The sequence below is a fragment of the Kaistella pullorum genome (genome assembly GCF_014837035.1).
Classification (GTDB): domain Bacteria; phylum Bacteroidota; class Bacteroidia; order Flavobacteriales; family Weeksellaceae; genus Kaistella; species Kaistella rhinocerotis.
Genome location: NZ_JACSPS010000004.1, coordinates 137977 through 161579, shown reverse-complemented (window position 1 = coordinate 161579; position 23603 = coordinate 137977). Strand labels below are relative to the sequence as shown.

Below are 23603 nucleotides of genomic sequence, written 5' to 3'. Positions count from 1 at the left end.
ATTTAATCTTTGGGTTAAATGGTTGTCAGATAATTTTCAAGTGGTTTCGGGAATGATTTTCCGTGTGATCCTTCTAGTGAAATTGCCGTAAAACCGCCTTCCGAAGCAAACTCCAGAAACAGTTTTTCGTCGTCTGGCGAGACCTTATAGATATGAATCGTTAATTTTTTATGCGTAAGCTGATGTGTAACGGTTTTTTGATGGGAAATATTATCCTTAAAGTCGTCTCTTATTTCGTTTGGGAATTCGTACAGTTTCTTCCAGATAAAATCATCGCCGCGCTGGCGAATCAAAAAGTTGCCGGCAAACTCTACAAAATAGTAAGTAAGTTCCAGGTCGCTTACTTTCGTCCGCTTACTTTTTACTGGAAACTTCGTAGTCAGGCCCAAATTATAGGCCAGGCAATCTGTTTGCAACGGACATTCATCACATTTCGGATTTCTTGGCCGGCAAACTTCGGAGCCTAAGTCCATCATCGCTTCGTTAAAGTGTCCCGGTTCGTTCTTCGGCATCATCATCAGCGCCAGTTCGGAAAAGTAATTGAAGGCTTTTGAGGACGAACTATCAAAATCATCAGCAAAAATTCGCGACAATACGCGGTAAAAATTTCCGTCCACCGCTGGTAATACCGCACCAAAACAGATGCTCAAAATGGCTGCCGCCGTGTATTTCCCAATACCGCGCAACTTGAGAATATCTTCATATGCTGACGGAAAGTTGCCGCCGTAGTCATTCATGATCTGCTGCGCAGCTTTGTGTATGTTGATGGCGCGCGAATAGTAGCCGAGACCTTTCCAGTACAGGATGACTTCATCACTTTCAGCGTCAGCCAGTGTCTGCACATCCGGAAAGCGTGTGATGAAATTGTTATAATGATTCAAACCCTGCGAAATGCGTGTTTGCTGGAAGATGATTTCGCAGATCCAGATCTTGTAAGGATCACGCGTATTGCGAAACGGTAAATCTCTGCCGTGCGTTCTGTACCATGCCAAGAGTTTCTCACCAACGTGAAGAAAATCAGCATTTTGTTTTTTACTTGTCAAAAAATGTTGTTATATTTGCACACCAAAAATATAAATAAATAAAGGAAATGACAAAGGCAGAATTGGTGAGCACCATCTCAAATAAATTGGGTACTGAAAAGAATGAAACTCAGAAAGTTGTGGAGGCGTTCATGCAGGAAATCAGAACTTCAATGTACAATGGGGATAATGTTTATTTAAGAGGTTTCGGTTCATTCGTAATTAAGACCAGAGCAGCAAAAACGGGAAGAAATATTTCAAAAAATACGGCAATCGAGATCCCGGCTCACAATATTCCGGCTTTTAAACCTTCAAAAACTTTCGTAGAGAAAGTAAAAACTAAAGTAGCAGTAAAATAATAAACGATAAAATATAAGTTACAAACTAAAAATTTTTAAATTATGCCAAGCGGAAAGAAAAGAAAGAGACACAAGGTTGCTACTCACAAAAGAAAGAAAAGAAGAAGAGCGAACAGACACAAGAAAAAGTAATCAATTCGCGATCTACCATATAACAATATAGTTGGTGTTTTTATTTTTATAAAATTTCACCGACTATATTTTTGTTTAAGCCAAAATTTTCCGCCGTGGAAAAACTGACATGAAAAAGAGCAAAATGCTCTGTTTTTTGTTTTTTAAATACTTTGTAATCCACGGCTATATCAGGCTTTAGCTATAATAAAAATCGTACGGTTTTGAAGTAAATTGGTCCGCCGAAATCCTGGCCGGCACTTTGGAATCTTATTTATTCCTCGGTAATACAATGAAGAAAGAATTAATCATATCGCATGAAGATGAAAAATCAAAAATAGCACTGCTCGAAGACGGGCGGCTGTTTGAACTGCATGAGCAGGAAGATAAAAGCGACTTTGTGGTGGGCGATCTGTTCATCGGCAGAGTGAAAAAACTTGCGCCAAACCTGAATGCGGCTTTCGTAAGCATTGGCTACGAAAAAGACGCGTTCCTACACTATCAGGACCTCGGACCGCAGTTCCTGACGTATAAAAAATTTCTGAAGGACACTGTTTCTAAAAAACAGTCGACTTCATCCCTAAAGAATTTCGATATCCAGCCTGAAATTCACAAAAATGGCCTTATCGATAAAGTTGTCGCCAAAGATGACAGCGTAATTCTCCAGATCACTAAAGAACCGATTTCTACCAAAGGTCCGCGAATTTCTACACAGATTTCGCTTACCGGACGTTTTCTGGTTTTGATTCCGTTCGACAAAAGTGTCTCGATCTCAAAGAAAATAGCGAGCGCGGAAGAACGTGAGCGTCTCAGAACCTTGATTGAAAGCATTAAGCCTGAAGGTTTTGGTGTAATCATCCGCACAGTTGCTGAAGGTAAAAAGGTGGCGGAGTTGCACAATGACATGAACCAGCTGGTTCAGAAATGGGAAACCGCTTTCCGTAATCTTCAGAAAAACAAAGTTCCAAGCCGCGTGTTGAGCGAGGAAGATAAAGCCTCCGCGATCCTTCGTGATAATTTCAATGCAGATTTCGTATCGATCATTTGTGATGATGAGCAGATGGTTCAGGACATGCGTTCATACCTTGAAGTGATCGCGCCGGAACGCAAAAATATCGTGCAGTTCTACGATAAACCCATTCCTTTGATGGAATATTACAACGTAGAAAAGCAGCTTAAACAAAGCTTCGGAAAACACGTAAATATCCCCAGTTCTAAAGGCGCGTACCTCGTTATCGAGCATACAGAAGCACTTCACGTGGTAGATGTAAACTCCGGTAACAATATTTCATCCGGCAACTCTGCGAGCAGAGAACATGCGCTGAATGTCAACAAAATGGCCGCGACAGAAATTGCACGTCAGCTTCGCCTGCGCGATATGGGCGGAATCATCGTCATAGATTTCATCGACATGATCAATGCAGACCACCGCCGCGATCTCTACGAACACCTGAAAAGCGAGATGAGCCGCGACAAGGCACGGCACAAGATCTTGCCGCCAAGCAAATTTGGCCTCATTCAGCTTACGAGACAGCGCACGCGTCCTGAAAACATCATTGAAACCAAAGAGGAGAACCCGAACGCTGCGGGCGAAATCTTAGCGCCAATCGTGGTAGTGGAAAGGATGGAAGAAATGATCCGCAATATCATTCAGAAAGAGAAAGGAAAGATTTTCCTTCATGTGCATCCGTTTGTGGAAGCCTATCTTACCAAAGGGATCATGAGCATCCAGGCAAAATGGTACGTGAAATACAAAAAATGGGTGACCATCATTCCGCGTGACTCATTTAAATATTTGGAATATAAAATCATCAATGCACAAAAGCAGGAGCTGGTGAGCTATTCCAATTAAAGAAATTCTAAAGAAAGAACCCTGAGAAGTGGTTCTTTTTTTTGTTTTAAATTGTTACAAATGGTTGATTGAAACGACACATCAGCGGTTAGAAAAAATTTAATACTTCCATTTATGATGAAAACATTTTACCTTTTTTTCATTGCACTGCTCGTGCCTTTCAGTTTAAATGCGCAGCAAAATTCTCCGAAGCCTACGCCTGCAAATGAATTCTTTACCACCACTGCGGACGGTACGAAATTATTCACAAAAGTTTCCGGAAACGGAGATTATTGCATCTATGTGCACGGTGGTCCGGGCATGTGGAGCCGTTCTTTTGAGGATTTGAAAGGCAAAACGCTCGAAAGCAAGCTAAAGATGGTGTATTACGACCAGCGCGGCAGCGGCAGGTCTGGCGCAGCGTCAAACGGTGATTATTCCGTGGCGAAAATGGTGGATGATATTGAGACCATTCGAAGCAAACTAGGTGCTGAAAAAGTATATTTAATGGCACATTCATTCGGCGGAATCATTGCGGCGAGCTACGCCAAACGTTATCCCGAGCATCTTAAAGGTCTGATTTTGGTCAATTCGACGCTCTATCTTAACAATTCTGTAGAAAGTCAGGTTGCGTATGCAAACTCGCTCACAGGCAGCAAAATTCAAATTCAAGATGGTCAGCATATGCCGGCCCTTGGTGAGGCGATGGGAAAACTTAGCGAAAAAAACCTTCTGTATAAATTACTTACAGACAGTGAAGAAAGTTTCGCGGCATTAAATAAAATCGACGCCGAACGCCCCGAGGAAAACGGTTTCCGGAATAATGTGTGGTCTATTAATGAATATTACGGCGATTTCACGAAGCTTACACCCGATATCAAAATTCCGGTCCTGGTTATTTCGGGCAAAAAAGATTGGGCAGTGGGGCCTGAACATTATAAATTATTTAAATTCCCGAATCAGACGGTTTCAGAAATTGATGGCGGCCATCTGATTTATTTTGAAAAGAATGATGAATTCCGCAAGCAGGTTTTCAAATTTATCAACTCAAAATGAGTCGTGAGTGTGACTCATCATGAAGTTTTAACTTTCCTTTAAAACTTTTTCGGGGCGTCTTTGCCTATATTTGAGGTATGGAAACGTTCGGAAGAGATTTGGTGAAAAGAATTCAAGCTGCCGAGTTGCCGGGCGAAAATGCGCACGCAATTTATTCGCCGCCTTACCGTCCGCTTTATTCTTACGGTGAGATTCTTACTAAAAACCCCAAGTTTGCCGCTGTAAACATACTGCTGTACCTTAAAGATTCGCAATGGTATTTTCCGCTGATTGTGCGTACAGAGAACGAGCGCGACCGGCACAGCGGCCAAATCTCGCTGCCGGGAGGTAAAAAAGAGTCTGACGATGAAGATTTCGCCCATACTGCAAAACGCGAAACCTGCGAAGAAGTGGGCGTTGAGCAGCATTATATCCGGGTCATCCGCGAGATGTCGCCAATCTATATTCCGCCCAGCAATTTTTATGTGAAACCCTACGTGTCTTACACCAAACGGAATCCCGAGTTTTTTCTGCAGCAAAGCGAGGCGACTGAACTCATTGAATTTCCGGTAGATTCGCTGCTGAACATAGCCGGAAAGCCTCAGATGAGGATTCTTCCCGGTTCGCGGGGTGTCGCGGTCCCGGTGATAGAGTTCAACGGGTATCTTATCTGGGGCGCAACCTCAATGATTCTGAGCGAATTCAGCAATCTGATGAAAAATTTGTAAATTCGCACACTGTTTTAAACTGATAATGGCGAAGAAAAATATTTTCACGGACGCGTTTGGAACCTTCTATTTTCTCAAAAGACTGATCATTTTCATCCTGGGACTGGTTTCTTACCGGCGCTTCAACGGCTTCAACAAGCTGAAGATTTCCGGTGCGGAAAATCTGGTGGATCTTCCCGATGCCAACGTGCTTTTCGTGTCTAATCACCAAACCTATTTCGCCGATGTGGCGGCAATGTATCATGCTTTTTGCGCGGTGAATAACGGTTATCTTAATACCATTAAAAATCCGGTTTACCTTTTAAACCCAAAAGTAGATTTTTACTATGTAGCCGCCGAAGAGACCATGAATAAAGGTCTGATGACCAAAATCTTCAAACTCGCCGGTGCGGTCACCGTAAAACGTACCTGGCGTGCAGAAGGTGCGAACGTAAACCGAATGGTGGACCTCACGGAGGTTGAAAACATTATGAAAGCGCTGGATAACGGCTGGGTAATCACTTTTCCGCAGGGAACCACATCCGCATTCGCGCAGGGAAGGAAAGGAACAGCCAAACTCGTAAAGAACCAAAGGCCAATTGTCATCCCAATTAAAATTAACGGTTTCCGCCGTGCATTTGACAAAAAAGGCCTGCGTGTAAAAGTTACAGGCGTAAAGCCTACGATGGAGTTTAAAAAACCGCTTGACATAGATTACGACAATGATGACGCGCAAACCATCCTGAATAAGATAATGGTTGCCATAGAACAAACCGAGGATTTCAACCTTCTTCATGGCTACGATCAGGAGCTAAAAGCCCAAAAATCTGAAGAGACTTTACCTAACTAAAATCAGCTTATGAAAAAATTCATCGCAGTCTTTGTGCTTGTGCTGCTTGCGGCGTGTACTACGCAGAAGAAATATGTAGATTTCGATTACAGCTATTCGCGCAGTGGCGGTCTGCTTCCGGTTTATGAAAATCTTTGGGTTAAGGGAACTTCCGCACATTATATCTACGAACGCCAGGGTAAAAAGGTTAAAAAAGACTTTAAACTCACCCAAAACGACCTGCAGAATATCGAAACTGCGCTTTCCGACAACCGTTTCCGCATGATTGAGGAAGATTACAACAAAGTATATGACCGTGTGGCAACGGCCATCATCGTAAAGAAAGGCGCTAATTCGGGCAGTAAATCTGATGCCTCACTTATCCGCGAGAAAGATCAGGACCGCTGGAATAAGGTGGTGGCAGTATTCGAAAACATCATTAAAACCAATGTAGCGGGCGAATCCCGATAAGATATGAGGGATTCTTCAGGTACAGATAATGCAGATTTTCGGACACGGGCCGTGATTTTATGTTCTGATCCTTCAATTTCAATTCTTGCGCAGCAGATTTTCAGGACTAATGACATCAATGCCGCCTGGGTCTCGAATGACACCAGAAACGGGAGCGACTTTCTCATACTTTCGACCGGCGATATCAACACAGCCGCCGCTTTCAAACCGACAATTGCGATGATAGGTTCCGGTTTTACGGACCAAAATTGGCAATCTCTTCCAGAAAATATCACGCCTGGCGGAATTCTAATTTATCCGCAGGTTTTAGAGAACGGAATTCCCGAGACATCGGTCTTTTTCCGGAAACTGCCTTTTGAAATAGCAGATTATCAGATGAAAAGCAATGAAATAACCATAAACACAGACTTTGGCGAGCTATCACTCGGAAATCTAAAGGAGGATGTTGCGCGTGATCTTCGCGGTTTGCAGCTTTTCTGTTCGCAGTTTGGCATCATGGAAGAAGATTTCTTTGCTACTCTGGCAGAACTTTACTAAAGCTTAAAAAATTTAAATAAAAAAAAGCAATCCGTTTCGGGATTGCTTTATCTTTTTAGTGCGAAAGATTACTTTCTCAAGCCTAATTCAGCGATAATCGCACGGTATCTGTTGATGTCTTTTTTCTTCAGATAATCCAGCAATGCTTTTCTTTTACCTACCAACGCTACAAGAGAACGCTCCGTTGCGTAGTCTTTGTGGTTCGCTTTCAGGTGCTGGGATAGATGGTTGATTCTGTACGTGAAAAGAGCCACTTGCCCTTCCGCGCTTCCGGTGTCGGCATCAGACTTACCGTGTTTTGCGAAGATTTCTTTCTTCTTGTCAGTTGTTAAGTACATTCCAATATTATTTAATGATTATTATGTAACGGGTGCAAAAGTACAACTATTCAGATAAACTCGCAATTGTTATTTAAATAATTATTGCTGAATGTTTTATAAACGTTAAAAAAATCTTAAAAATTTAATTAAAATTAAAGGTATTGGCTGTATTTTTGCAACGCAACAAATGATGAAACATTTCTACCTTTTTTCGTTGTCTTTTGGCGTTCTTGCCCTTTTTACCGCCTGCCAGGTGCAGGCGCAGGATGTCACCCGCGAAAAGTCTGCGAAATTAAAAACCGTACTATATTTTAACCCCACAGTTTATCCGGAAATCGAAGAGGTGAAAGAGCCCACATATGCTGCTTTTTTTGAGGCAGTAGGTGAGCGGGTAACCCGAAACCGGAATTATAAGATGATGCGTGTAGAAACCGCATTTGATTTTGATTCTGTTCAAATCCCCGATCTTGTACAGTATTGCGAGATGAATACGGCGGCGTTTGCGGTAGTTCCTAAAGTGAAGTTCTTCAAGGTCGGCTTTGGTAAATACGTTTTCTCAAATCAGGTAATCGTAAGCTTGAAACTTTATGATTCCACGGGTAAGCTCGTCGCTGAAAGCGATTATGATACGTACAAGAAGAAAGCGCGAATGCTTGGTTCCGCCGAAAACAGCATCAAAATCGGTACAGAAGGCGCATTGAAACTAATCGGGCAGCATCTTCGGAAGCGTAAAAACACTTCAATTTCTTTCTCTGATCATTAATCTCAAGTTCATCCTTGACTGCCATTCTTTATACCTAAGAATTTTGGCTATTTTTGCATGGTCAGAAACCAGAAACTTTGGATACACAAGAACTTATTTTCAACCCTGCCGATATCGCTGAGACCCTCAGTGAACTTCCCGTGAAAGAGCGGGTATTGGCGTTTCTGAAAGTTCCGAAGCAGTACAAAGCTGACGTTTTCTCACACCTTGAGCCTGATTTTCAGGAAGAAACCATCCGTAATATCGGTAGCAAAGATGTTTCCGAAATCCTGAACGCCATGACACCCGATGACCGGACGGCCTTGTTTGAGGATTTTCCGGATGAACTCATTAAATATTCAATCAACCACCTCAATCCCCAGGAAAGAAGGATCGCGCTGAAACTGCTTGGCTATGATGCAGACTCCATTGCGAGGCTGATGACGCCTTATTACATTCAGATCAGGAAAGAATGGACGGTGAAGCGTTGTCTGCAGCAGATAAAGAAAGTAGGGAAGAGGATGGAAACCATGAACCACCTTTATGTAGTGGACGAGAGAAACCAGCTGATAGACGATATCGCAATTGGTTCCCTGCTTCTGGCGGAAGAAGATACCCTGATTTCTGAACTTACCGATAATCATTTTGTGGCGATTACCACCACGACCTCAAAGGAGGACGCAGTGCAGTATTTTGAAAAATATGACCGTACGGCTCTCCCGATTGTTACCGAAGCCGGCGTTTTAGTCGGAATAGTGACAATTGATGATATCTTAGACCAGATCGAGCAGCAAAACACCGAAGACATCCAGAAATTTGGTGGTATGGAGGCTTTGGATGAGCCCTACCGCCAAACTCACTGGTTTGAGATGATCCGAAAGCGTGGGTTTTGGCTGATTTTGCTTTTTTTCTTCCAGCTTCTTACGGCTTCGGCGATGAGCTTTTTTGAGGACGAAATCCAAAAAGCCGTGGTCCTGACGCTTTTTGTTCCCTTAATTATTTCAAGTGGCGGAAATACCGGCTCACAGGCAGCAACACTGATTATCCGTGCGATGGCACTGCAGGAAATCACGGTGAAAGATTGGTGGATTGTCATTAAAAAAGAACTTGTGACCGGACTTTTTCTGGGCGGAGTATTAGGTATCCTTGGATTCCTGCGCATTATGCTTTGGCAATTCATGGGTTGGTTCGATTATGGCGAATATTGGTCGTTCATCGGAGTCAGCGTTGGACTTTCACTGATGATGATCGTGATTTGGGGTACGCTTTCGGGATCCATGGTACCGTTTGTACTTAAAAAATTCAATCTCGACCCGGCCACTTCGTCGGCACCCTTTGTGGCTACACTGGTAGATGTTACCGGACTCGTCATTTACTTCTCTCTGGCCGGTTTGTTACTGAGCGGCAGATTGTTGTAAATTGCTTTCATGAAAATCATCTCGCTTGTTCCGAGCATTACTGAAGCACTCCTTGATCTTGGTTTAAAGAGTCCTGACCTTGTCGGTCGTACAAAATTCTGCATTCATCCGGAAGATAAGGTTTGTGGCGTACCGATTATCGGAGGCACCAAAAATCTGAATATCGGGAAAATAAAGTCGTTGAAACCTGATCTCATCATTGCAAATAAAGAAGAAAATGAGAAGGACCAGATTGAGGAATTAGAAAAGGACTTTAAAGTTTTGATGACGAATATTTCTACGCTCGAAGACAATTATTATTTGCTTAAAACCCTTGGAAATATTCTGAATGAAAGTGAACGTGCGCAACATTTCAATACAAAAATCAACGAAATTTTTGACGGAATCAGTCCGGTTTCCGAAAGAACCTGCGCTTATTTAATTTGGCAAAATCCTTATATGACGGTAGGTAGCGACACTTTTATCCACGAGATTCTGCAGCGGCTTGGATTTAAAAATCTTTTTGCAAACCGAAAACGTTACCCAATTGTGGATGTCGAAGAACTCCAGGAAACCGATTGTATTTTTCTGTCTTCGGAACCGTATCCATTTAAACAAAAACATGCGGATGAACTACAAAAACAGCTTCCGCAATCGCGGATCATTCTGGTTGATGGTGAAGCATTCTCGTGGTATGGGACGCATCTGGCCAAATGTGAAAGTTATTTTCAGGAACTGCTTCAAGAATGTAATTAAAAAAGGCTTCAAAAGAAGCCTTTGATCTTATCCGATTTTTGCCATTTCAGATTTTATTTTGTCCTGTAAACTGTCTGAAGCTTTCACCAGCGGTAATCTTAAATGATTTTTAATGATGCCTTTTTCCGCCAAAACGGTCTTTATACCGGCCGGATTGCCTTCTGCAAAAATCAGTCGGGTGATTTCTACTAATTTATTGTGAATCTCGTACGCTTCTTTTACCTTAACGTCAAAAGCTAGCTGAACCATCGTAGAAAACTCTTTCGGATAGCCTTGCCCAATCACCGAGATCACACCGTTCCCTCCCGCTAAAGTGACCGGTAAAGTGAATTCGTCATCACCGGAAACCAATTCGAAATTCTGTGGTTTTTGTCTTAAAATATCGAAATATTGCAGGATGTTGGGCGCTGCTTCTTTGATCATGATCAGGTTCGGGAATTCTTCTGCCAGCCTTAGTGTAGTTGACGCCTCAATGTTTTGTCCGGTTCTGCCCGGTACATTGTAAATGATGATTTTCTTTCCTGTGCCTGCCAAAACTTTATAATGCTGGTAAAGCCCTTCCTGGCTGGGTTTGTTGTAATATGGCGACACAGAGAGTACAGCCTCAAATGCCGAAAGATCAGCTTCTTCGATCTGTTTTTTTACTTCCATTGTGTTGTTACCTCCGATTCCCAAAACAAGCGGCACACGACCGCTATTTGCTTTGATGATATGAGAGATGACCTGCTCTTTTTCCTCGCCAGAAAGTGTGGCTGCTTCGGCAGTTGTTCCCAAAACTACCAGATAGTTGGTTCCATTTTCAATATTGTAATCTACCAATTTCGTCAGCGAATCGAAATCAACAGTCAAATCTTCGTTAAATGGCGTAACCAGTGCTACACCCACTCCTTTTAATATGCTCATTGTTTTGTAATTAGTTCTTCAAAAATACAAAATTAAACGCGAGAATTTTGAGATATGAGGTAACGTTTGTATTCATATCTTTATATTTGCAAAAACAGATTTGCATCTAATGAAACATAGAATTCTGCTTCTTATTTCTGCTTTTACGCTTCTTGCTGCGTGCCGTGCGCCGCTGAATGTAAGCCAGGTAGAAACCCGAAAAAATATTGCGCTGACCGCAGACCTGCCTGAAAACGAAATTTTCAAGAAGGTGATTGAACCTTACAAGATGGAGGTGGAAGGCAAGATGAATACAAAAATTTCCCACACTTCGGTGGACCTTAATAAACAGGGCGACAACAGTAATCTTGGCAATCTGCTCGCAGATTATACGCTGCAGGGCGCGGATGCCTGGGCGAAAAGTAATGGCATTGCCGGTGGTGTAGACGCGGCCGTCATCAATATCGGGGGTATACGTTCGACAATTGGAGCCGGCGATATCCTTACCCGACACGTCTACGAGGTGATGCCTTTTGAAAATGAAGTGGTGATCGTGAAACTGAAAGGTTCGGACCTGGAAGGACTGTTTGAATATTATTTAAAAACACAAAAAAACAACCCGGTGGCGCAAATCTATATCGAGACTGATAATGGCGCTGTCACCAAAAAACTTATCAACGGCAAAGAAATAGTGGCGTCAAAAGATTATTACATCGCCACATCCGATTATTTGGCGCTCGGCGGTGACAATATGAATTTTTTCGGTAAAGGAGAGATGATTTCCACCGGTATCCGCCTGCGTGAGCTGTTTCTGGAAAAGTTTCAGGCCAACCCGGAAATCGTACCGCCAACTGATATCCGCTTAAATTTTAAAAACAAAAAAGATAGAACTGATGGATAGAAAGAAATTTCTTAAAACAATCGGTGGAGGTTCATTGGCGCTTGCGATGACGCCAAATTTGCTTTTTGGGCAAGGCCTTGATTTGCTTGCAGAAAAATCAGAATATAAATTAACGATTCTTCATACCAATGATCAGCACAGCCGAATTGAACCGTTCGACTCGAGCTACAGTAAAAACCCGAACCAAGGTGGTTTTGCGCGAAGAGCTTCACTTATCCAGAAGATCCGTCAGGAAGAACCGAACGTTCTTCTGCTGGATTCGGGCGATATTTTTCAGGGAACACCCTATTTTAATTTTTTCGGCGGTGAACTTGAATTTAAACTGATGTCCATGATGGGCTATGATGCCGCTACGATGGGTAACCACGACTTTGACAACGGTCTGGAAGGTTTTAAAAATGTGCGTCCTCACGCTAAATTTCCGTTCATCTGTTCAAACTATGATTTTTCGGATACTATTCTTGAGGGCCAGACGGAACCATACCGGATTTTCAATAAAGACGGCATCAGAGTAGGGATTTTCGGATTGGGAATTGAGCTTGCAGGCCTAGTTGGCAAGAAAAGCTATGGCGAAACAGAATATTTGGATCCAATCGAAATGGCGCAGGAATATTCAGAATTGCTTCGGAAGGACAAAAAATGTGATTTGGTAATCTGCCTGTCGCATCTGGGGTTTGATTATGGCGAAAATTCCAAAAAAGTTTCGGATAAGGTTTTAGCCGTAAACACTTCGGATATTGACCTGATTTTAGGCGGTCATACCCACACGTTTTTACCGGAACCACAACGTTTCAGAAACAGTTCGGGTAAAGAAGTGATTGTGAATCAGGTGGGTTGGGCCGGTTTGCTTTTAGGAAGAATTGACTTCCACTTCGATAAAAATAAAGCAATTAAAAATATTTCCTGGCGAAACCAAGTTATAGATGATAAGATTATGGCTTAATTGAGCATTTAAAACTCACTTCAGCTTTTATAAATACCGCAAAACCACTGATGAAAAAAATACTACCGTTTCTGCTGCTGATTGTTTCAATTCAAATTTCGGCGCAGGTCATCTCTTCAAGTCGTTGGACAGACCTCTTTTCATACGGAAATGTCCTCACAGTGCGAGAAGACAACGGAAAACTTATTGCTGCGACAGAAAACGGAATCTTTTTTTACACGCCTTCAAGCGGTGAGATCACGAAGCTTTCTAAAGCTAATGGCTTGCATGAAGTGAAAATTTCAGCGTTCGACTACAACCCGGAGACTAAAATCGGTCTTGTAGGTTACCGCAACGGTTCTTTGGATGTCATCTCTCCGGACGGTATCACCTATGTGGTAGATATTCCGCTGGCGACCGGGTATAATGGCGATAAAAAAATCAATCACATATCCATCACCGGTAATCTTGCGGTGGTTTCTGTGGGTTACGGCGTATCTGTCTTCAGGCTTGACCGCAAAGAATTTGGTGATTCAGCCTTTTTTACAAACAGCAGCGGTGTTTACGAAGCGTCCCGCGAAGCAGTCATCAAAGACAATACGGTGTATGCCGCGACTGCTACTGGCCTGAAATCACACGAGATCAATACCACTTTTGCCATTTATTCGACCTGGACTAATGTTGCAGCCGGAAATATGACACAACTCGCAAATGGCGGTGTGATTGCATTTTCGGATGCCAACAGCGTGAGATATGGTTCAGGAACTTCATTCAGTGCTATTCCGCAAAGTTTTGCAGCGATTCGTGATGTAACCGTAACCGCGGAAAACATCATCGTGACAGACAATGCGGCAATATCAGTTTTTGGGAATAATGGAACCTTCATTAAAACTTATCAGGCCGGCGAGACCCTCAATACAGGCTTTTTCTCACAGGGAAATATTTATGCAGGTACGCAAAGTTCAGGAATTAAAACTGAAAGCGGCGATCTGATAAAACCGGATGGTCCCTACAACAATACTGCATATAAAATCAACCTGCAGAAGGACAAGATTTGGTTATCAACAGGTAACCGTACCAACCGATTCAATGATGCTGCACCGCATCCTCTTAATCTTGGTTTTTATCACTACACCGGCTCGGAATGGGTTTATCCGTCATATTTCAAGACAAGCGGAATGCTTTTCAACGTGATGGATGTGGCCGCAAACCCCGCAGATACCGACGAAGTTTTTTTCACGAACTTCATTCCGTCTGGTAGCCAGGGAGTTTATAAGATGAAATATAATGCTTCTGCTAAAGATTATGAATTTGTAAATGTTTACAAAACAGGTCAGGATGTTTATTTTAACAGGCCTATGGGACTTGTTTTTGATGACAAAAACAATCTATACGGGTCGATTGCTTTCCTAACACTTGAAAATCCGGCTGGATCCGCAGGTTTGATGTCGTATGACCGTGCTGCTGATGCATTCAGATATAAAAGTCTTAAAATAAGCGCGGCCGTGCAAAAACCGATCATATCCGAAGGTTTGATCTGGATTCCGTTACCACGTGTAAATGGCATTACTGCAACAGATTACAAAGGCACCACGTCGGTAAATGACGATGAGGTTTTCGTGGTAGGAGTAAATAATGGTTTACCTTCCAATTCTGAAGGCGTCTTATCCGTAGCGATTGACAAAACGGGTGATGCATGGATTGGTACTGATAATGGCTTGCGCGTACTTTCATCGGCAGCTTCAAACATCAGAAACAGCCCGGCGGTGGAACCTGTGATCATCGAAGAAAACGGCTTGGGTGAAGAATTATTCCGTGACAGTGGCGTGCTGCAAATTGAGGTAGATTCCGGTAATCAAAAATGGGTTTCAATCAATGGTGGTGGGGTTTTTTACCTAAGTTCTACTGGCGAACAGACCATCAAACATTTCACCAAAGAAAATTCTCCATTACCGAATAACAGCGTTACCGATATTAAAGTTGACAATAAAACCGGGAAGGTATATTTCGTAACCCTTGACGGTGTGATGGTTTACCAGGGCGATGTACTGGATGTTACCGAAAATTTTGGCGACGTATTGGTATATCCAAATCCCGTAGTTTATTCGAAATACAAAGGCAACGTTCGCATCCGCGGCTTGGCTGAAAAAACCAACATCAGGATAACCGATGCAGCCGGAAATCTTGTTCACCAGGCGGTTTCTCGCGGAGGTTATTATGAATGGAATCTGAACAACCACCGTGGTGTACGTGTGGCTTCCGGCATCTACTTCGTGTTGATGACCAATGCGGACGGAACTGATACTGCCACAGCGAAAATTGCTGTCGTGAACTGATGCAGAATGTCAACTGCTTTCTCCTCTCTTATGTGAAATTTGGCGATAACGATGCGATCCTGCACTGTTTTTCAGAGGAGTCGGGATACCAGAGTTTTTTCGCGAAAGGATTGTATAGCTCCCGGAACAAAAAGAAAGCATATCTCTTTCCGTTAAACCGACTCAGTATCACCATTCTGGCAAAGAAAACCGGCGGTGGCATGCCGAATGTCAGCAAAATAGAAATGCTCGAACGGGATTACGATTTCAGCGATGTAAAGACAAACACGGTTTTGCTGTTTGTATCAGATTTTCTCAATCAGGTTTTGCGCGACGAAACTCACCGAAATTCAGCATTCTTTGAGATTCAAACGTTTTTAAGGGAGCTCTACAAGGGAAATGCCGGATCTTATCCTGCATTTATATTCAAAATCCTCGCCCAGCAAGGCCTTTCTCCACTTCCCAGTAATGGGCACTTTCTCGATCCGGAAGCCGGTAATTTCAGCATTGAACAATCCCATTCATTCTTTGATGAAGAAATATCGGCGGTTTGGAAGCATTTCACAGAAGCGGAAGATATCTACAGCGTAACTCTCAAAAGATCACTCCGCCGGCAGTTTCTGGATTCTGTGATGCTGTATTATAAGCTGCACTTCGCGGGTTTTACTGTCCCGAACTCATTAGACATCATTCAGCAGATCTACGAATAAAAAAAAGTTCCCGCAGGAACTTTTTTATGTAATATGATATCGAAGTATTATCTTTCTTCAGCAACCGGCGTTGTTTTGTACACCTGGAAGTTGAACACGAAACTTCTGTTACGGTAAGAAAATCCGGTATAGTTATAATGTGGGTCACGTGCGAATGCAGCCCTTGAGGGTACGATAATCACACCCTGCAGGTTATAGCTGCTCTCGTCCGGAATGTTAAACGCCTGGAATTTTTTTAATGCTTCCTGGAATCCTTCGATTTCATAAAAGCTGCGTTGCTTAGCTATCTCGCTAGTAGCATTCTGCAAAACCGATTTTTTCACGTAATAGTATGCTGGATCTACCTCTGGAAGGCCTGATCCCGCAATTGTATTTTTAAATCCGGATGGGGAACTGAAAGCTATCTTGTTGTCCGTATTTGTAGCGACATAAGTGGTAGTATTGCTCATCAACCGGATGATATCATATTGCCCGATCGGTGTTCCGTCTGTGGGTTGAACGCCGGGTCTCATCACATAAATCACGCCTGAAGGCAGTTTTACAGGGTTCAGGTCAGCAAGTTTTACATTCACCGTATCTGTGGCAACGTAAGGCTTTATATTTCCTTTGGCATCCAGGTAGTGTGTATCAAGAAAAGCGGTAGCCGCCTGGTCATCATAAGAGTTTTGGGTCTCGATGCTGACCTCTTCCACCGTTTCCACGCCTTCATCTTTCCGGCAGGAGTTCAGGGCAAGAGTTGCTATGGCGATACCGAGGAATATTTTTTTCATTTTTAAAGAATATCGTTAAATTGCTAAAATTTTAATCCAGCAAAAGTATAAATAAATTATGAGAATCGATAAATTTTTATGGTGTGTAAGGTTCTACAAAACACGCAGTATAGCTGCAGACGAAATAAAAAAGAACCGCGTATCCATTGCAGGTACTACCGTAAAATCTTCCCGCGAAGTGGTACCCGGAAACATCATTAAAGTAAGGAAAAACCAGATCGATTACCAGATTGCAGTACTGAGTATCCCGAAAAGCAGGGTAGGGCCAAAGCTTGTTCCGCTCTACATCGCCGATAAAACCGAAAAGGAACAATATGAAATCCTGAAACTCCGAAACCTGAACCAGGACTATTACCGCAACCGTGGCGAAGGCCGCCCAACCAAGAAAGACCGCCGCAGCATGGATGATTTCATTGAAAACGACACGGAAACGACCGGCGAAGATTCAGATTGGGATATGTTTTTCACCGGAATTGATGACGGGGACGATTAAACCAGCGCCCAAATCTCGTCTGCAACCTGCTCCGGGTCTTTCCCGTCTGTCGTAATGGTGAATTTAGCCTTAGAATAGTACACATTCCGCTCAAAAAGATGTTTTGCGATAAACTCGGGCAGGTCTTCAGGATTGAGGTGCGCAATTAGCGGCCTTTTATCCATTTGCGGGGAAAGGCGCGTAACCAGTGTCCCGACGGACGCGCGCAGGAAGAAACTTTCGGTCAACTGGTTGATGGTTTCCATATTATCATAAAAGCATGGTGTACCTCCTCCCAGACTCAAAATCCCTGCTGAATGTTTGTTCAGAAGCTGATGCAGCGTTTCTCTTTCTTGCTTCCGGAAGTAGATTTCGCCTTTTTTGGCAAAGATTTCAGGGATCGTCATTTTGTTTTTCAAAGAAATTTCTCTGTCGAGGTCAATTATTTTTAATTGTAGTTTTTGGCTCAAAACTTTGGCAACGTGAGATTTACCACTTCCCATGTATCCGACGAGTGTAATTATCATCTTTGAATTTTATACAAATTACTAAAAAAATTTTGAGATTTTAAAAAAACACCTATCTTTGCACCACTTTAAAACACAGCATTCCTGCCGATTATTCGAGCATAATGACTGTATTAGTAAAGTGGCCGACTCGGTAGCTCAGCTGGTAGAGCAATACACTTTTAATGTATGGGTCCTGGGTTCGAATCCCAGCCGGGTCACAACTAAAATTCCGTCTCGCATATCAAAGACGAGACGGAATTTTTTTGCCTGCGTGGTGAAATTGGTAGACACGCCATCTTGAGGGGGTGGTTTCCTACGGATGTGCTGGTTCGAGTCCAGTCGCAGGCACCATTAAAATTTTAAATATTGAATTTTAAATTTTAAATTAATAATTTTTGTTTTTCATGTTTCGGCATGTATAATCTAAATTTTATAGTTTAAAATCCATGATTTCAATGACTCGGTAGCTCAGCTGGTAGAGCAATACACTTTTAATGTATGGGTCCTGGGTTCGAATCCCAGCCGGGTCACTACTTACTCCTCGGAGTAGTTTTTTTCATATTAATATTTTGTGATTTGGTGATCAGAAGTCTTCTCTATCGGGGAGACTTTTGGCGTTTTTAGGGGTCTCAGTCGAGGTGTAAATTGTCAATCAGACGTACATCACCTACGAAAACTACCAAGAATGCCCTGTAGCTTCGGTCTTTGTAGAAAAAATCGGTTTGCTGCAATGTTTCTTCGTCAGCGATCTCAAAATATTCGAGCTGCATGTCTTTTTCCGCATCGAAAATTGCCTTCACGCGTCTGTTGATTTCCGGAACCGTAATAATCCGAAACCAATCATTTACTTTGTTTAAAGTCTCAAATATAAGTTTCGCCGCCGCACGCTGATCGGCTGTTAACCGTTGGTTGCGAGAACTCATCGCCAGACCGTTTTCTTCGCGGTGAATACCTACACCATGAATCGAAATTTGTGGATTGACCTGCGCCGCGAGTTTTTTCACGATCGCGAGCTGCTGATAATCTTTATCTCCAAAATAGGCGTTATCCGGTTTTACTTGCCTGAAAAGTTCTTCCACCACCGTCCCGACGCCATTAAAATGACCCGGACGGAATTTGCCTTCCATCTCATTTTCAAGTCCTCCAAAATCGTAGTTTTTCGTTGCCAATCCCTCCGGATACAGATCAGCGATCTCCGGCAGATAGACCGCATCCACAAAACCTGACTCTCGGAGGAGCTGCAAATCACTTTCCACATCGCGCGGATATTTTTCCAGGTCCTCGGGATTATTAAATTGTGTTGGATTTACAAAAATGGACGAAATCACAAGGTCATTTTCTTTTCTTGCCGCAGCGTAAAGCGAGATATGTCCAGCGTGCAACGCACCCATTGTAGGCGCGAAACCAATCTTCAGACCCATTTCTTTGTTTCGCTCCACGAAAGCTTCAATATCTTTTTTACGTTTGATAATTCGCATGGCCTTATAATTTTTGTAAAAGTAACCATTTCCACAAAAAATGCTTTATTGATAACGGAATTTTTACTCTTCAAAACCTGCATTGCCACAACATTTATTAAAATTTGTTAATTAAAAATTATTCGTTTAAAATTTCGTAATTTTGCGCAACAGAATTTTCTGCCTATATCTTAGAACAACGATTGAATTTATGTCGAATCAAAAAATATTGTACGTTACCACAGAAATGTTTCCGTATCAGGAAGATAGCAACATCGGGACTACGGTAAACAAAATGTCGCTGAAAATGCACCAACAAGGCCACGATGTACGTGTTTTCATGCCTAGATTTGGGCAAATAAGCGAACGTAAATTTCAGTTGCACGAGGTGATCCGCCTTTCCGGCATGAATATCATTATCAATGACCTTGATCAGCCACTCATCATCAAAGTAGCCTCTTTGCCGGGTGAGCGTCTTCAGGTTTATTTCATTGATAATGATGAGTATTTCAAGAGAAAACAGTTTTATCTTGACGACAACAGCGAGCCTTTTTCAGATAACGATGAACGCGCAATCTTCTTTGCACGTGGAGTGATAGAGACCATCAAAAAACTCAACTGGGTGCCGGATGTGATTCATCTGAATGGCTGGATGGCGTCTTTCGTGCCGCTTTATCTGAAGACTTTCTATAAGAACGATGCCTATTTTAAAGATACCAAGATCATTCTATCGGTTTACAACGAAGATGATGCGCCACTGGACGCGTCTGTGGAGCAAAAACTGAAATTTGACAATATTAAGTCACTAAATGCGTTTAGCAATCCTAGTTTCAGACAGTTTGTTATAGAGAGCATGAATCATGTAGACGTAGTAGTGAAAGGCGATGAGTTTCTTCAGGATGGTCTGGAAGAGGCTTTCAACAGCAGTACTGCGCAGAAATTCGACTATTTGGAGGCGGATTCTATCGAGAAATTATACTAAAAAAAATCAACTTTACTTTAATGATAAAAAAATTCACAAAGTTGCTGAATATTGTAGCGTCACTGCTAATAGGAAGCTTAATTTTATGGAATTGCGAACCCGATGCTGATCAGCTCGGGTCTCAGTTTTTTCAGAATGGTGCCACCGGAAACGAAGATTATTTTGACGTGATCGCGTACAATGTATTCAACGGTACACCCGGCGTGCTGAACAGCGATTCTATCCGTACGGATGCTACGAGGCTCCAGAGCGCAACATTAGGCGCGTTCCGTGAGCCCCAGTTTGGGCTTCAAAAATCCAGTTACGTGTCTCAGGTAAGACTTTCGGCGTATAGCCCTGATTTCGGGACAAACCCGGTACTGGATTCCGCAGTGCTTGTAATTAAACCGCTTTATGCTTCAGATTCTGTGCGTACTACTACACAGGAAGATTATATCTATCCAGACGGCGCACTGCCAGCCAAAAAAGTGGTAAACACATATCCGATATTAAAATATGGCCAGACCAAACTAAACGGTAAAACGATCTTTAATATTAAAGTTCAGGAAGTAACGCAGTTTCTATTCGCTAATACAGACGCCGCCTACTCAAATAAAGAGGTGTCTACCGGTTCTGTCATCGGAGGCCGTGCTTTCAATGGTGACATCAGCTCGGTTAAAATTACGCGTGATTCGGATAATTCTGAACTTTTCAACCGGGACGCTAATCTCCGCATCCCATTGGATTCTACATTTTTTCAGAATAAGATCATTAAAGCCAGCGCCGCAGATTTGGCAGATGCTGCTTCTTTTATCCGTTATTTCCGCGGCGTAAAGCTTTCGGTAGATGAGAATGACGGTTATCTTTTCAATTTCGACCCGAACTCTGTTACCATAAACCTGTATTACAAAAAAAATAAGACGGCAACAACTACAGGTGAACGCGAAGCCGCGACATTCGCACTGGATTTAGGTGCTGCAAACGCACATTTCAACCAAATTACTTTTGATCGTACCAATACGCCTTCTGCAGCAATCGTTCAACCACAGAATATGATAGATGGCGAGCCAACTGTCTTCGCACAGGGCATGGGTGGGCCGGGAGTTGGTCTAAAAATCCGCGCCAGTGATATTGCAGTACTTCGTGATATGTTCAACAACGAGAAAATCGGGATTGTATCTGCGAAGCTTCGTTTGTATACAGATGTGAGTGCATGGAATAATAATTTTAAGAAACCGAATTATTTCGTGGTGAAACAGCAGGGATTAGATACCTTCCTGGAGGATATGACGACGCTTGCGTACGCACCGAATTTCAGTCTTGTAAAAGGTTTTGATTTAGACAAAAATCCTGCTCACTATGATATTGCGATAACGCAAACTTTAAAGAATATCATCGAGAAAAATGTAGAGCCGAAAGATCTTATAATTAATGTCGGCACTTATACTACTGATGCGTCAGGAGGATTGGCGGGTCTTGTTCAGCCTGCATTCGCTCAAACTTACAATACCAGAGCTTATACACCGAACCGTGTAGTTTTGGTAGGTACACGTCCGGGAGATGATCGCGGAGCTAAACTTGTCGTTACCTACGGCAAAAAATAAATTTTTCATTCATTCAAAAAAAATTAAGTAATATGTGTGGTATTGTAGGATATACAGGTTTTCAGGACGCCTATGAAGTGGTGATAAACGGTTTGCGCCGATTGGAATACCGTGGCTATGACAGTGCTGGTATTGTGCTCGACGGTAAGGAGGATCATCTTTTTCAGGTTGCAAAAACCAAAGGTAAAGTAGATGATTTGGTAGCTATTTCAGGAAATCTTGTTGGGAAAGCTAACGTAGGTATGGGCCACACCCGCTGGGCCACGCACGGGGTGCCGAGTGACAGAAATTCTCACCCACATCTTTCAAATAACGGAAAGATTGCATTGGTACATAACGGGATCATCGAGAACTATGATACCATCAAAATAATGCTGACGGAAAAAGGTTTTACATTCCAGTCCGAAACTGATACTGAAATCCTGGTAAACCTGATTCAGTATTTCATGGACACCAATCCTGAAACAGATTTTCCTGAGGCTGTGCGTTTTGCTTTGAATGAAGTATATGGCGCATATGCGATCACCGTGATGCATGATGATTATCCGGGACTATTGGTGGTTGCCAGACTTGGTTCACCGCTTGCGATCGGTCTTGGAAACAAGGAATTTTTCATCGCTTCGGATGCGAGTCCATTTGTGGAATTCACCAAGGAGGCTGTGTATCTTGAAGAAGGCCACATGGCTACCATTTCGCTTGAAAATGGTGTTGACATCAGAAATATTCAGGATAACCTGAAGATAGTTCCGGCAGTTCAAGAACTTAAAATGAGCCTTGAGCAGATTGAAAAGGGTGGTTATGAGCATTTTATGCTTAAAGAAATATTTGAGCAGCCGAAATCTATCCACGATACACTGCGCGGACGTCTTTTGGTAGACGAAGGCATTATCAAGATGGCCGGAATCTGGGATCACCTTGAAAGAATCAATCAGGCGCAGAAAATTACAATTATCGCATGTGGGACTTCATGGCATGCGGGACTTATCGGTGAATACCTGATCGAAGAATTTGCAAGGATACCGGTAGAAGTAGAATATGCTTCGGAATTCCGCTACAGAAATCCGATTATTACCGAAAAAGATGTGGTGATCGCCATTTCTCAGTCAGGTGAAACAGCCGATACCATGGCGGCTATAAAAATGGCTAAAGAAAAAGGTGCATTTATATATGGTATCTGTAATGTGGTAGACTCATCCATCGCGAGGGTTACTGACGCGGGATCTTATACCCACGCAGGACCGGAAATTGGTGTGGCTTCTACAAAAGCATTTACGGCACAACTTACCATCCTTTCTCTTATCGCACTGAAGCTTGGTAAACACAACGGACATCTGAGCAGCCAGGAATTCATGAAACTGATTACTGAACTGGATGCACTGCCTAAAAAGATCGAAGAAGTTCTGGAACAAACCCACGAAATCACGAAGGAAATCGCGAAGCAGTTTGTGGATGCGCAAAACTTCCTTTATTTAGGTCGTGGATACAACTTCCCGGCGGCACTTGAAGGTGCTTTGAAGCTTAAAGAAATTTCCTACATCCACGCTGAAGGTTATCCGGCAGCAGAGATGAAGCACGGCCCGATCGCATTGATCGACGAAAACATGCCGATTGTGATCATTGCGCCAAAACAGGGGCATTACGATAAGATCGTAAGTAACGTTCAGGAAATCAAAGCCAGAAAAGGAAAAGTGATCGCGGTGGTGAACCAGGGCGATACGCAGGTTGCGCAAATGGCAGACTATGTGATTGAATTCCCGGAAACGTCGGAATGTTTCTCACCGATCGTGGCGTCCGTACCTTTACAGCTTTTAGCATATTACATCGCGGTATATCGCGGAGCGAATGTTGACCAGCCGCGAAACCTTGCAAAATCAGTAACTGTAGAATAAAAAAATGCTGGCTGTAAAATAATAATTTCAATTTTACGTTCTGCAAAAAAATCTTCGAACTCATTCCGAAAAATTATATATTTACCGCTTAATT

24 protein-coding genes and 3 tRNA genes are annotated in these 23603 nt (G+C 42.7%); 21 read left to right on the top strand and 6 right to left on the bottom strand.

Features of this window, described 5'->3' with window-relative positions; genetic code table 11:
* Positions 1-14 precede the first annotated feature (14 nt).
* Positions 15-1043, bottom strand: coding sequence for an A/G-specific adenine glycosylase (mutY, locus tag H9628_RS11120; RefSeq protein WP_251834210.1), 1029 nt, complete (start codon positions 1041-1043; stop codon positions 15-17).
* Between the two features lie 47 nt (positions 1044-1090).
* Between mutY and H9628_RS11115 the strand changes: the two genes are divergently transcribed.
* From H9628_RS11115 to H9628_RS11085, 7 genes are all read left to right on the top strand, one after another.
* The gene (locus tag H9628_RS11115; RefSeq protein ID WP_012782072.1) at positions 1091-1381 is read left to right on the top strand and encodes an HU family DNA-binding protein; all 291 of its coding nucleotides are present in this window, start codon (positions 1091-1093) and stop codon (positions 1379-1381) included.
* A gap of 403 nt (positions 1382-1784) precedes the next feature.
* Positions 1785-3344, top strand: a complete 1560-nt coding sequence (locus H9628_RS11110) for an Rne/Rng family ribonuclease (protein ID WP_251834209.1) — start codon at positions 1785-1787, stop codon at positions 3342-3344.
* Between the two features lie 114 nt (positions 3345-3458).
* Positions 3459-4379: an alpha/beta fold hydrolase gene (locus tag H9628_RS11105; RefSeq protein WP_251834208.1), complete on the top strand. Its 921-nt coding sequence runs from the start codon at positions 3459-3461 to the stop codon at positions 4377-4379.
* A 77-nt stretch (positions 4380-4456) separates the two neighbouring features.
* The gene (locus H9628_RS11100) at positions 4457-5086 is read left to right on the top strand and encodes an NUDIX hydrolase (protein WP_251834207.1); all 630 of its coding nucleotides are present in this window, start codon (positions 4457-4459) and stop codon (positions 5084-5086) included.
* A gap of 25 nt (positions 5087-5111) precedes the next feature.
* On the top strand, positions 5112-5915 hold the full coding sequence (locus H9628_RS11095) for a lysophospholipid acyltransferase family protein (RefSeq protein WP_251834206.1): 804 nt from the start codon (positions 5112-5114) through the stop codon (positions 5913-5915).
* A 9-nt stretch (positions 5916-5924) separates the two neighbouring features.
* The gene (locus H9628_RS11090; protein ID WP_251834205.1) at positions 5925-6365 is read left to right on the top strand and encodes a hypothetical protein; all 441 of its coding nucleotides are present in this window, start codon (positions 5925-5927) and stop codon (positions 6363-6365) included.
* Between the two features lie 3 nt (positions 6366-6368).
* Positions 6369-6902 (top strand): hypothetical protein, encoded by a 534-nt coding sequence (locus H9628_RS11085; RefSeq protein WP_251834204.1) that lies wholly within the window; start codon positions 6369-6371, stop codon positions 6900-6902.
* A 68-nt stretch (positions 6903-6970) separates the two neighbouring features.
* Here H9628_RS11085 and rpsO read toward each other — a convergent pair whose 3' ends face one another.
* Complete coding sequence (rpsO, locus tag H9628_RS11080) at positions 6971-7240, bottom strand: 30S ribosomal protein S15 (protein ID WP_251834203.1); 270 nt, start codon at positions 7238-7240, stop codon at positions 6971-6973.
* Positions 7241-7409: 169 nt separating this feature from the next.
* Here rpsO and H9628_RS11075 point away from each other — a divergent pair, with 169 nt between their 5' ends.
* From H9628_RS11075 to H9628_RS11065, 3 genes are all read left to right on the top strand, one after another.
* Entirely contained in the window at positions 7410-7985 is a 576-nt protein-coding gene (locus tag H9628_RS11075; protein WP_251834202.1) for a pyruvate decarboxylase, read from the top strand.
* A 77-nt stretch (positions 7986-8062) separates the two neighbouring features.
* Positions 8063-9382 (top strand): magnesium transporter, encoded by a 1320-nt coding sequence (gene mgtE, locus H9628_RS11070; RefSeq protein ID WP_251834201.1) that lies wholly within the window; start codon positions 8063-8065, stop codon positions 9380-9382.
* Between the two features lie 9 nt (positions 9383-9391).
* Positions 9392-10117 (top strand): ABC transporter substrate-binding protein, encoded by a 726-nt coding sequence (locus H9628_RS11065; protein WP_251834200.1) that lies wholly within the window; start codon positions 9392-9394, stop codon positions 10115-10117.
* A 27-nt stretch (positions 10118-10144) separates the two neighbouring features.
* On the opposite strand, the gene dapA is transcribed toward H9628_RS11065, so the two are convergent.
* Complete coding sequence (gene dapA / locus H9628_RS11060; protein ID WP_251834199.1) at positions 10145-11020, bottom strand: 4-hydroxy-tetrahydrodipicolinate synthase; 876 nt, start codon at positions 11018-11020, stop codon at positions 10145-10147.
* A gap of 109 nt (positions 11021-11129) precedes the next feature.
* On the opposite strand from dapA, the gene H9628_RS11055 reads away from it, so the two are divergent.
* From H9628_RS11055 to recO, 4 genes are read left to right on the top strand one after another with little or no spacing between them, the layout of a single operon-like run.
* Positions 11130-11900: a 5'-nucleotidase C-terminal domain-containing protein gene (locus H9628_RS11055; RefSeq protein WP_251834198.1), complete on the top strand. Its 771-nt coding sequence runs from the start codon at positions 11130-11132 to the stop codon at positions 11898-11900.
* Positions 11893-12843, top strand: a complete 951-nt coding sequence (locus tag H9628_RS11050) for a bifunctional metallophosphatase/5'-nucleotidase (protein WP_251834197.1) — start codon at positions 11893-11895, stop codon at positions 12841-12843. The genes H9628_RS11055 and H9628_RS11050 overlap by 8 nt, the downstream gene beginning before the upstream one ends.
* Positions 12844-12893: 50 nt before the next feature.
* Positions 12894-15158 (top strand): type IX secretion system anionic LPS delivery protein PorZ, encoded by a 2265-nt coding sequence (porZ, locus tag H9628_RS11045; RefSeq protein WP_251834196.1) that lies wholly within the window; start codon positions 12894-12896, stop codon positions 15156-15158.
* Complete coding sequence (recO, locus tag H9628_RS11040; protein ID WP_251834195.1) at positions 15158-15847, top strand: DNA repair protein RecO; 690 nt, start codon at positions 15158-15160, stop codon at positions 15845-15847. Before porZ ends, recO begins: the two co-directional genes overlap by 1 nt.
* 47 nt (positions 15848-15894) lie before the next feature.
* Here recO and H9628_RS11035 read toward each other — a convergent pair whose 3' ends face one another.
* A complete protein-coding gene (locus H9628_RS11035) occupies positions 15895-16617 on the bottom strand; it encodes a hypothetical protein (RefSeq protein ID WP_251834194.1) in 723 nt (240 codons plus the stop codon).
* Between the two features lie 58 nt (positions 16618-16675).
* On the opposite strand from H9628_RS11035, the gene H9628_RS11030 reads away from it, so the two are divergent.
* A complete protein-coding gene (locus tag H9628_RS11030) occupies positions 16676-17110 on the top strand; it encodes an RNA-binding S4 domain-containing protein (protein WP_251834193.1) in 435 nt (144 codons plus the stop codon).
* On the opposite strand, the gene H9628_RS11025 is transcribed toward H9628_RS11030, so the two are convergent.
* Positions 17107-17616, bottom strand: coding sequence for a shikimate kinase (locus tag H9628_RS11025; RefSeq protein WP_251834192.1), 510 nt, complete (start codon positions 17614-17616; stop codon positions 17107-17109). The genes H9628_RS11030 and H9628_RS11025 overlap by 4 nt on opposite strands.
* 127 nt (positions 17617-17743) lie before the next feature.
* Here H9628_RS11025 and H9628_RS11020 point away from each other — a divergent pair.
* The 3 genes from H9628_RS11020 to H9628_RS11010 all read left to right on the top strand — a co-directional run bounded on the left by H9628_RS11020 (position 17744) and on the right by H9628_RS11010 (position 18128).
* Positions 17744-17816, top strand: a tRNA-Lys gene (locus tag H9628_RS11020).
* 47 nt (positions 17817-17863) lie between these two features.
* Positions 17864-17949 (top strand) — tRNA-Leu (locus H9628_RS11015).
* Positions 17950-18055: 106 nt separating this feature from the next.
* Positions 18056-18128: transfer RNA gene (locus tag H9628_RS11010), tRNA-Lys, on the top strand.
* Positions 18129-18227: 99 nt separating this feature from the next.
* On the opposite strand, the gene panC is transcribed toward H9628_RS11010, so the two are convergent.
* A complete protein-coding gene (gene panC, locus H9628_RS11005) occupies positions 18228-19076 on the bottom strand; it encodes a pantoate--beta-alanine ligase (RefSeq protein WP_251834191.1) in 849 nt (282 codons plus the stop codon).
* Between the two features lie 190 nt (positions 19077-19266).
* On the opposite strand from panC, the gene H9628_RS11000 reads away from it, so the two are divergent.
* Genes H9628_RS11000 through glmS form a run of 3 tightly spaced genes read left to right on the top strand, consistent with a single transcriptional unit; the run spans position 19267 to position 23509 of the window.
* The gene (locus tag H9628_RS11000; RefSeq protein ID WP_251834190.1) at positions 19267-20037 is read left to right on the top strand and encodes a glycogen/starch synthase; all 771 of its coding nucleotides are present in this window, start codon (positions 19267-19269) and stop codon (positions 20035-20037) included.
* A gap of 20 nt (positions 20038-20057) precedes the next feature.
* Positions 20058-21620, top strand: coding sequence for a DUF4270 family protein (locus tag H9628_RS10995; RefSeq protein ID WP_251834189.1), 1563 nt, complete (start codon positions 20058-20060; stop codon positions 21618-21620).
* A 32-nt stretch (positions 21621-21652) separates the two neighbouring features.
* Positions 21653-23509 carry a glutamine--fructose-6-phosphate transaminase (isomerizing) gene (gene glmS / locus H9628_RS10990; RefSeq protein WP_251834188.1) on the top strand — a complete coding sequence of 619 codons (1857 nt, stop codon included), beginning with the start codon at positions 21653-21655 and terminating at the stop codon, positions 23507-23509.
* The last annotated feature ends 94 nt before the right edge of the window (positions 23510-23603 follow it).

Bases quoted from the DNA above. Each gene is read 5' to 3' on its own strand.
- H9628_RS11115 (WP_012782072.1), top strand. From the start codon at position 1,091: ATGACAAAGGCAGAATTGGTGAGCACCATCTCAAATAAATTGGGTACT.
- H9628_RS11110 (WP_251834209.1), top strand. From the start codon at position 1,785: ATGAAGAAAGAATTAATCATATCGCATGAAGATGAAAAATCAAAAATA.
- H9628_RS11105 (WP_251834208.1), top strand. From the start codon at position 3,459: ATGATGAAAACATTTTACCTTTTTTTCATTGCACTGCTCGTGCCTTTC.
- H9628_RS11100 (WP_251834207.1), top strand. From the start codon at position 4,457: ATGGAAACGTTCGGAAGAGATTTGGTGAAAAGAATTCAAGCTGCCGAG.
- H9628_RS11095 (WP_251834206.1), top strand. From the start codon at position 5,112: ATGGCGAAGAAAAATATTTTCACGGACGCGTTTGGAACCTTCTATTTT.
- H9628_RS11090 (WP_251834205.1), top strand. From the start codon at position 5,925: ATGAAAAAATTCATCGCAGTCTTTGTGCTTGTGCTGCTTGCGGCGTGT.
- H9628_RS11085 (WP_251834204.1), top strand. From the start codon at position 6,369: ATGAGGGATTCTTCAGGTACAGATAATGCAGATTTTCGGACACGGGCC.
- rpsO (WP_251834203.1), bottom strand. From the start codon at position 7,240: ATGTACTTAACAACTGACAAGAAGAAAGAAATCTTCGCAAAACACGGT.
- H9628_RS11075 (WP_251834202.1), top strand. From the start codon at position 7,410: ATGATGAAACATTTCTACCTTTTTTCGTTGTCTTTTGGCGTTCTTGCC.
- H9628_RS11065 (WP_251834200.1), top strand. From the start codon at position 9,392: ATGAAAATCATCTCGCTTGTTCCGAGCATTACTGAAGCACTCCTTGAT.
- dapA (WP_251834199.1), bottom strand. From the start codon at position 11,020: ATGAGCATATTAAAAGGAGTGGGTGTAGCACTGGTTACGCCATTTAAC.
- H9628_RS11055 (WP_251834198.1), top strand. From the start codon at position 11,130: ATGAAACATAGAATTCTGCTTCTTATTTCTGCTTTTACGCTTCTTGCT.
- H9628_RS11050 (WP_251834197.1), top strand. From the start codon at position 11,893: ATGGATAGAAAGAAATTTCTTAAAACAATCGGTGGAGGTTCATTGGCG.
- porZ (WP_251834196.1), top strand. From the start codon at position 12,894: ATGAAAAAAATACTACCGTTTCTGCTGCTGATTGTTTCAATTCAAATT.
- recO (WP_251834195.1), top strand. From the start codon at position 15,158: ATGCAGAATGTCAACTGCTTTCTCCTCTCTTATGTGAAATTTGGCGAT.
- H9628_RS11035 (WP_251834194.1), bottom strand. From the start codon at position 16,617: ATGAAAAAAATATTCCTCGGTATCGCCATAGCAACTCTTGCCCTGAAC.
- H9628_RS11030 (WP_251834193.1), top strand. From the start codon at position 16,676: ATGAGAATCGATAAATTTTTATGGTGTGTAAGGTTCTACAAAACACGC.
- H9628_RS11025 (WP_251834192.1), bottom strand. From the start codon at position 17,616: ATGATAATTACACTCGTCGGATACATGGGAAGTGGTAAATCTCACGTT.
- panC (WP_251834191.1), bottom strand. From the start codon at position 19,076: ATGCGAATTATCAAACGTAAAAAAGATATTGAAGCTTTCGTGGAGCGA.
- H9628_RS11000 (WP_251834190.1), top strand. From the start codon at position 19,267: ATGTCGAATCAAAAAATATTGTACGTTACCACAGAAATGTTTCCGTAT.
- H9628_RS10995 (WP_251834189.1), top strand. From the start codon at position 20,058: ATGATAAAAAAATTCACAAAGTTGCTGAATATTGTAGCGTCACTGCTA.
- glmS (WP_251834188.1), top strand. From the start codon at position 21,653: ATGTGTGGTATTGTAGGATATACAGGTTTTCAGGACGCCTATGAAGTG.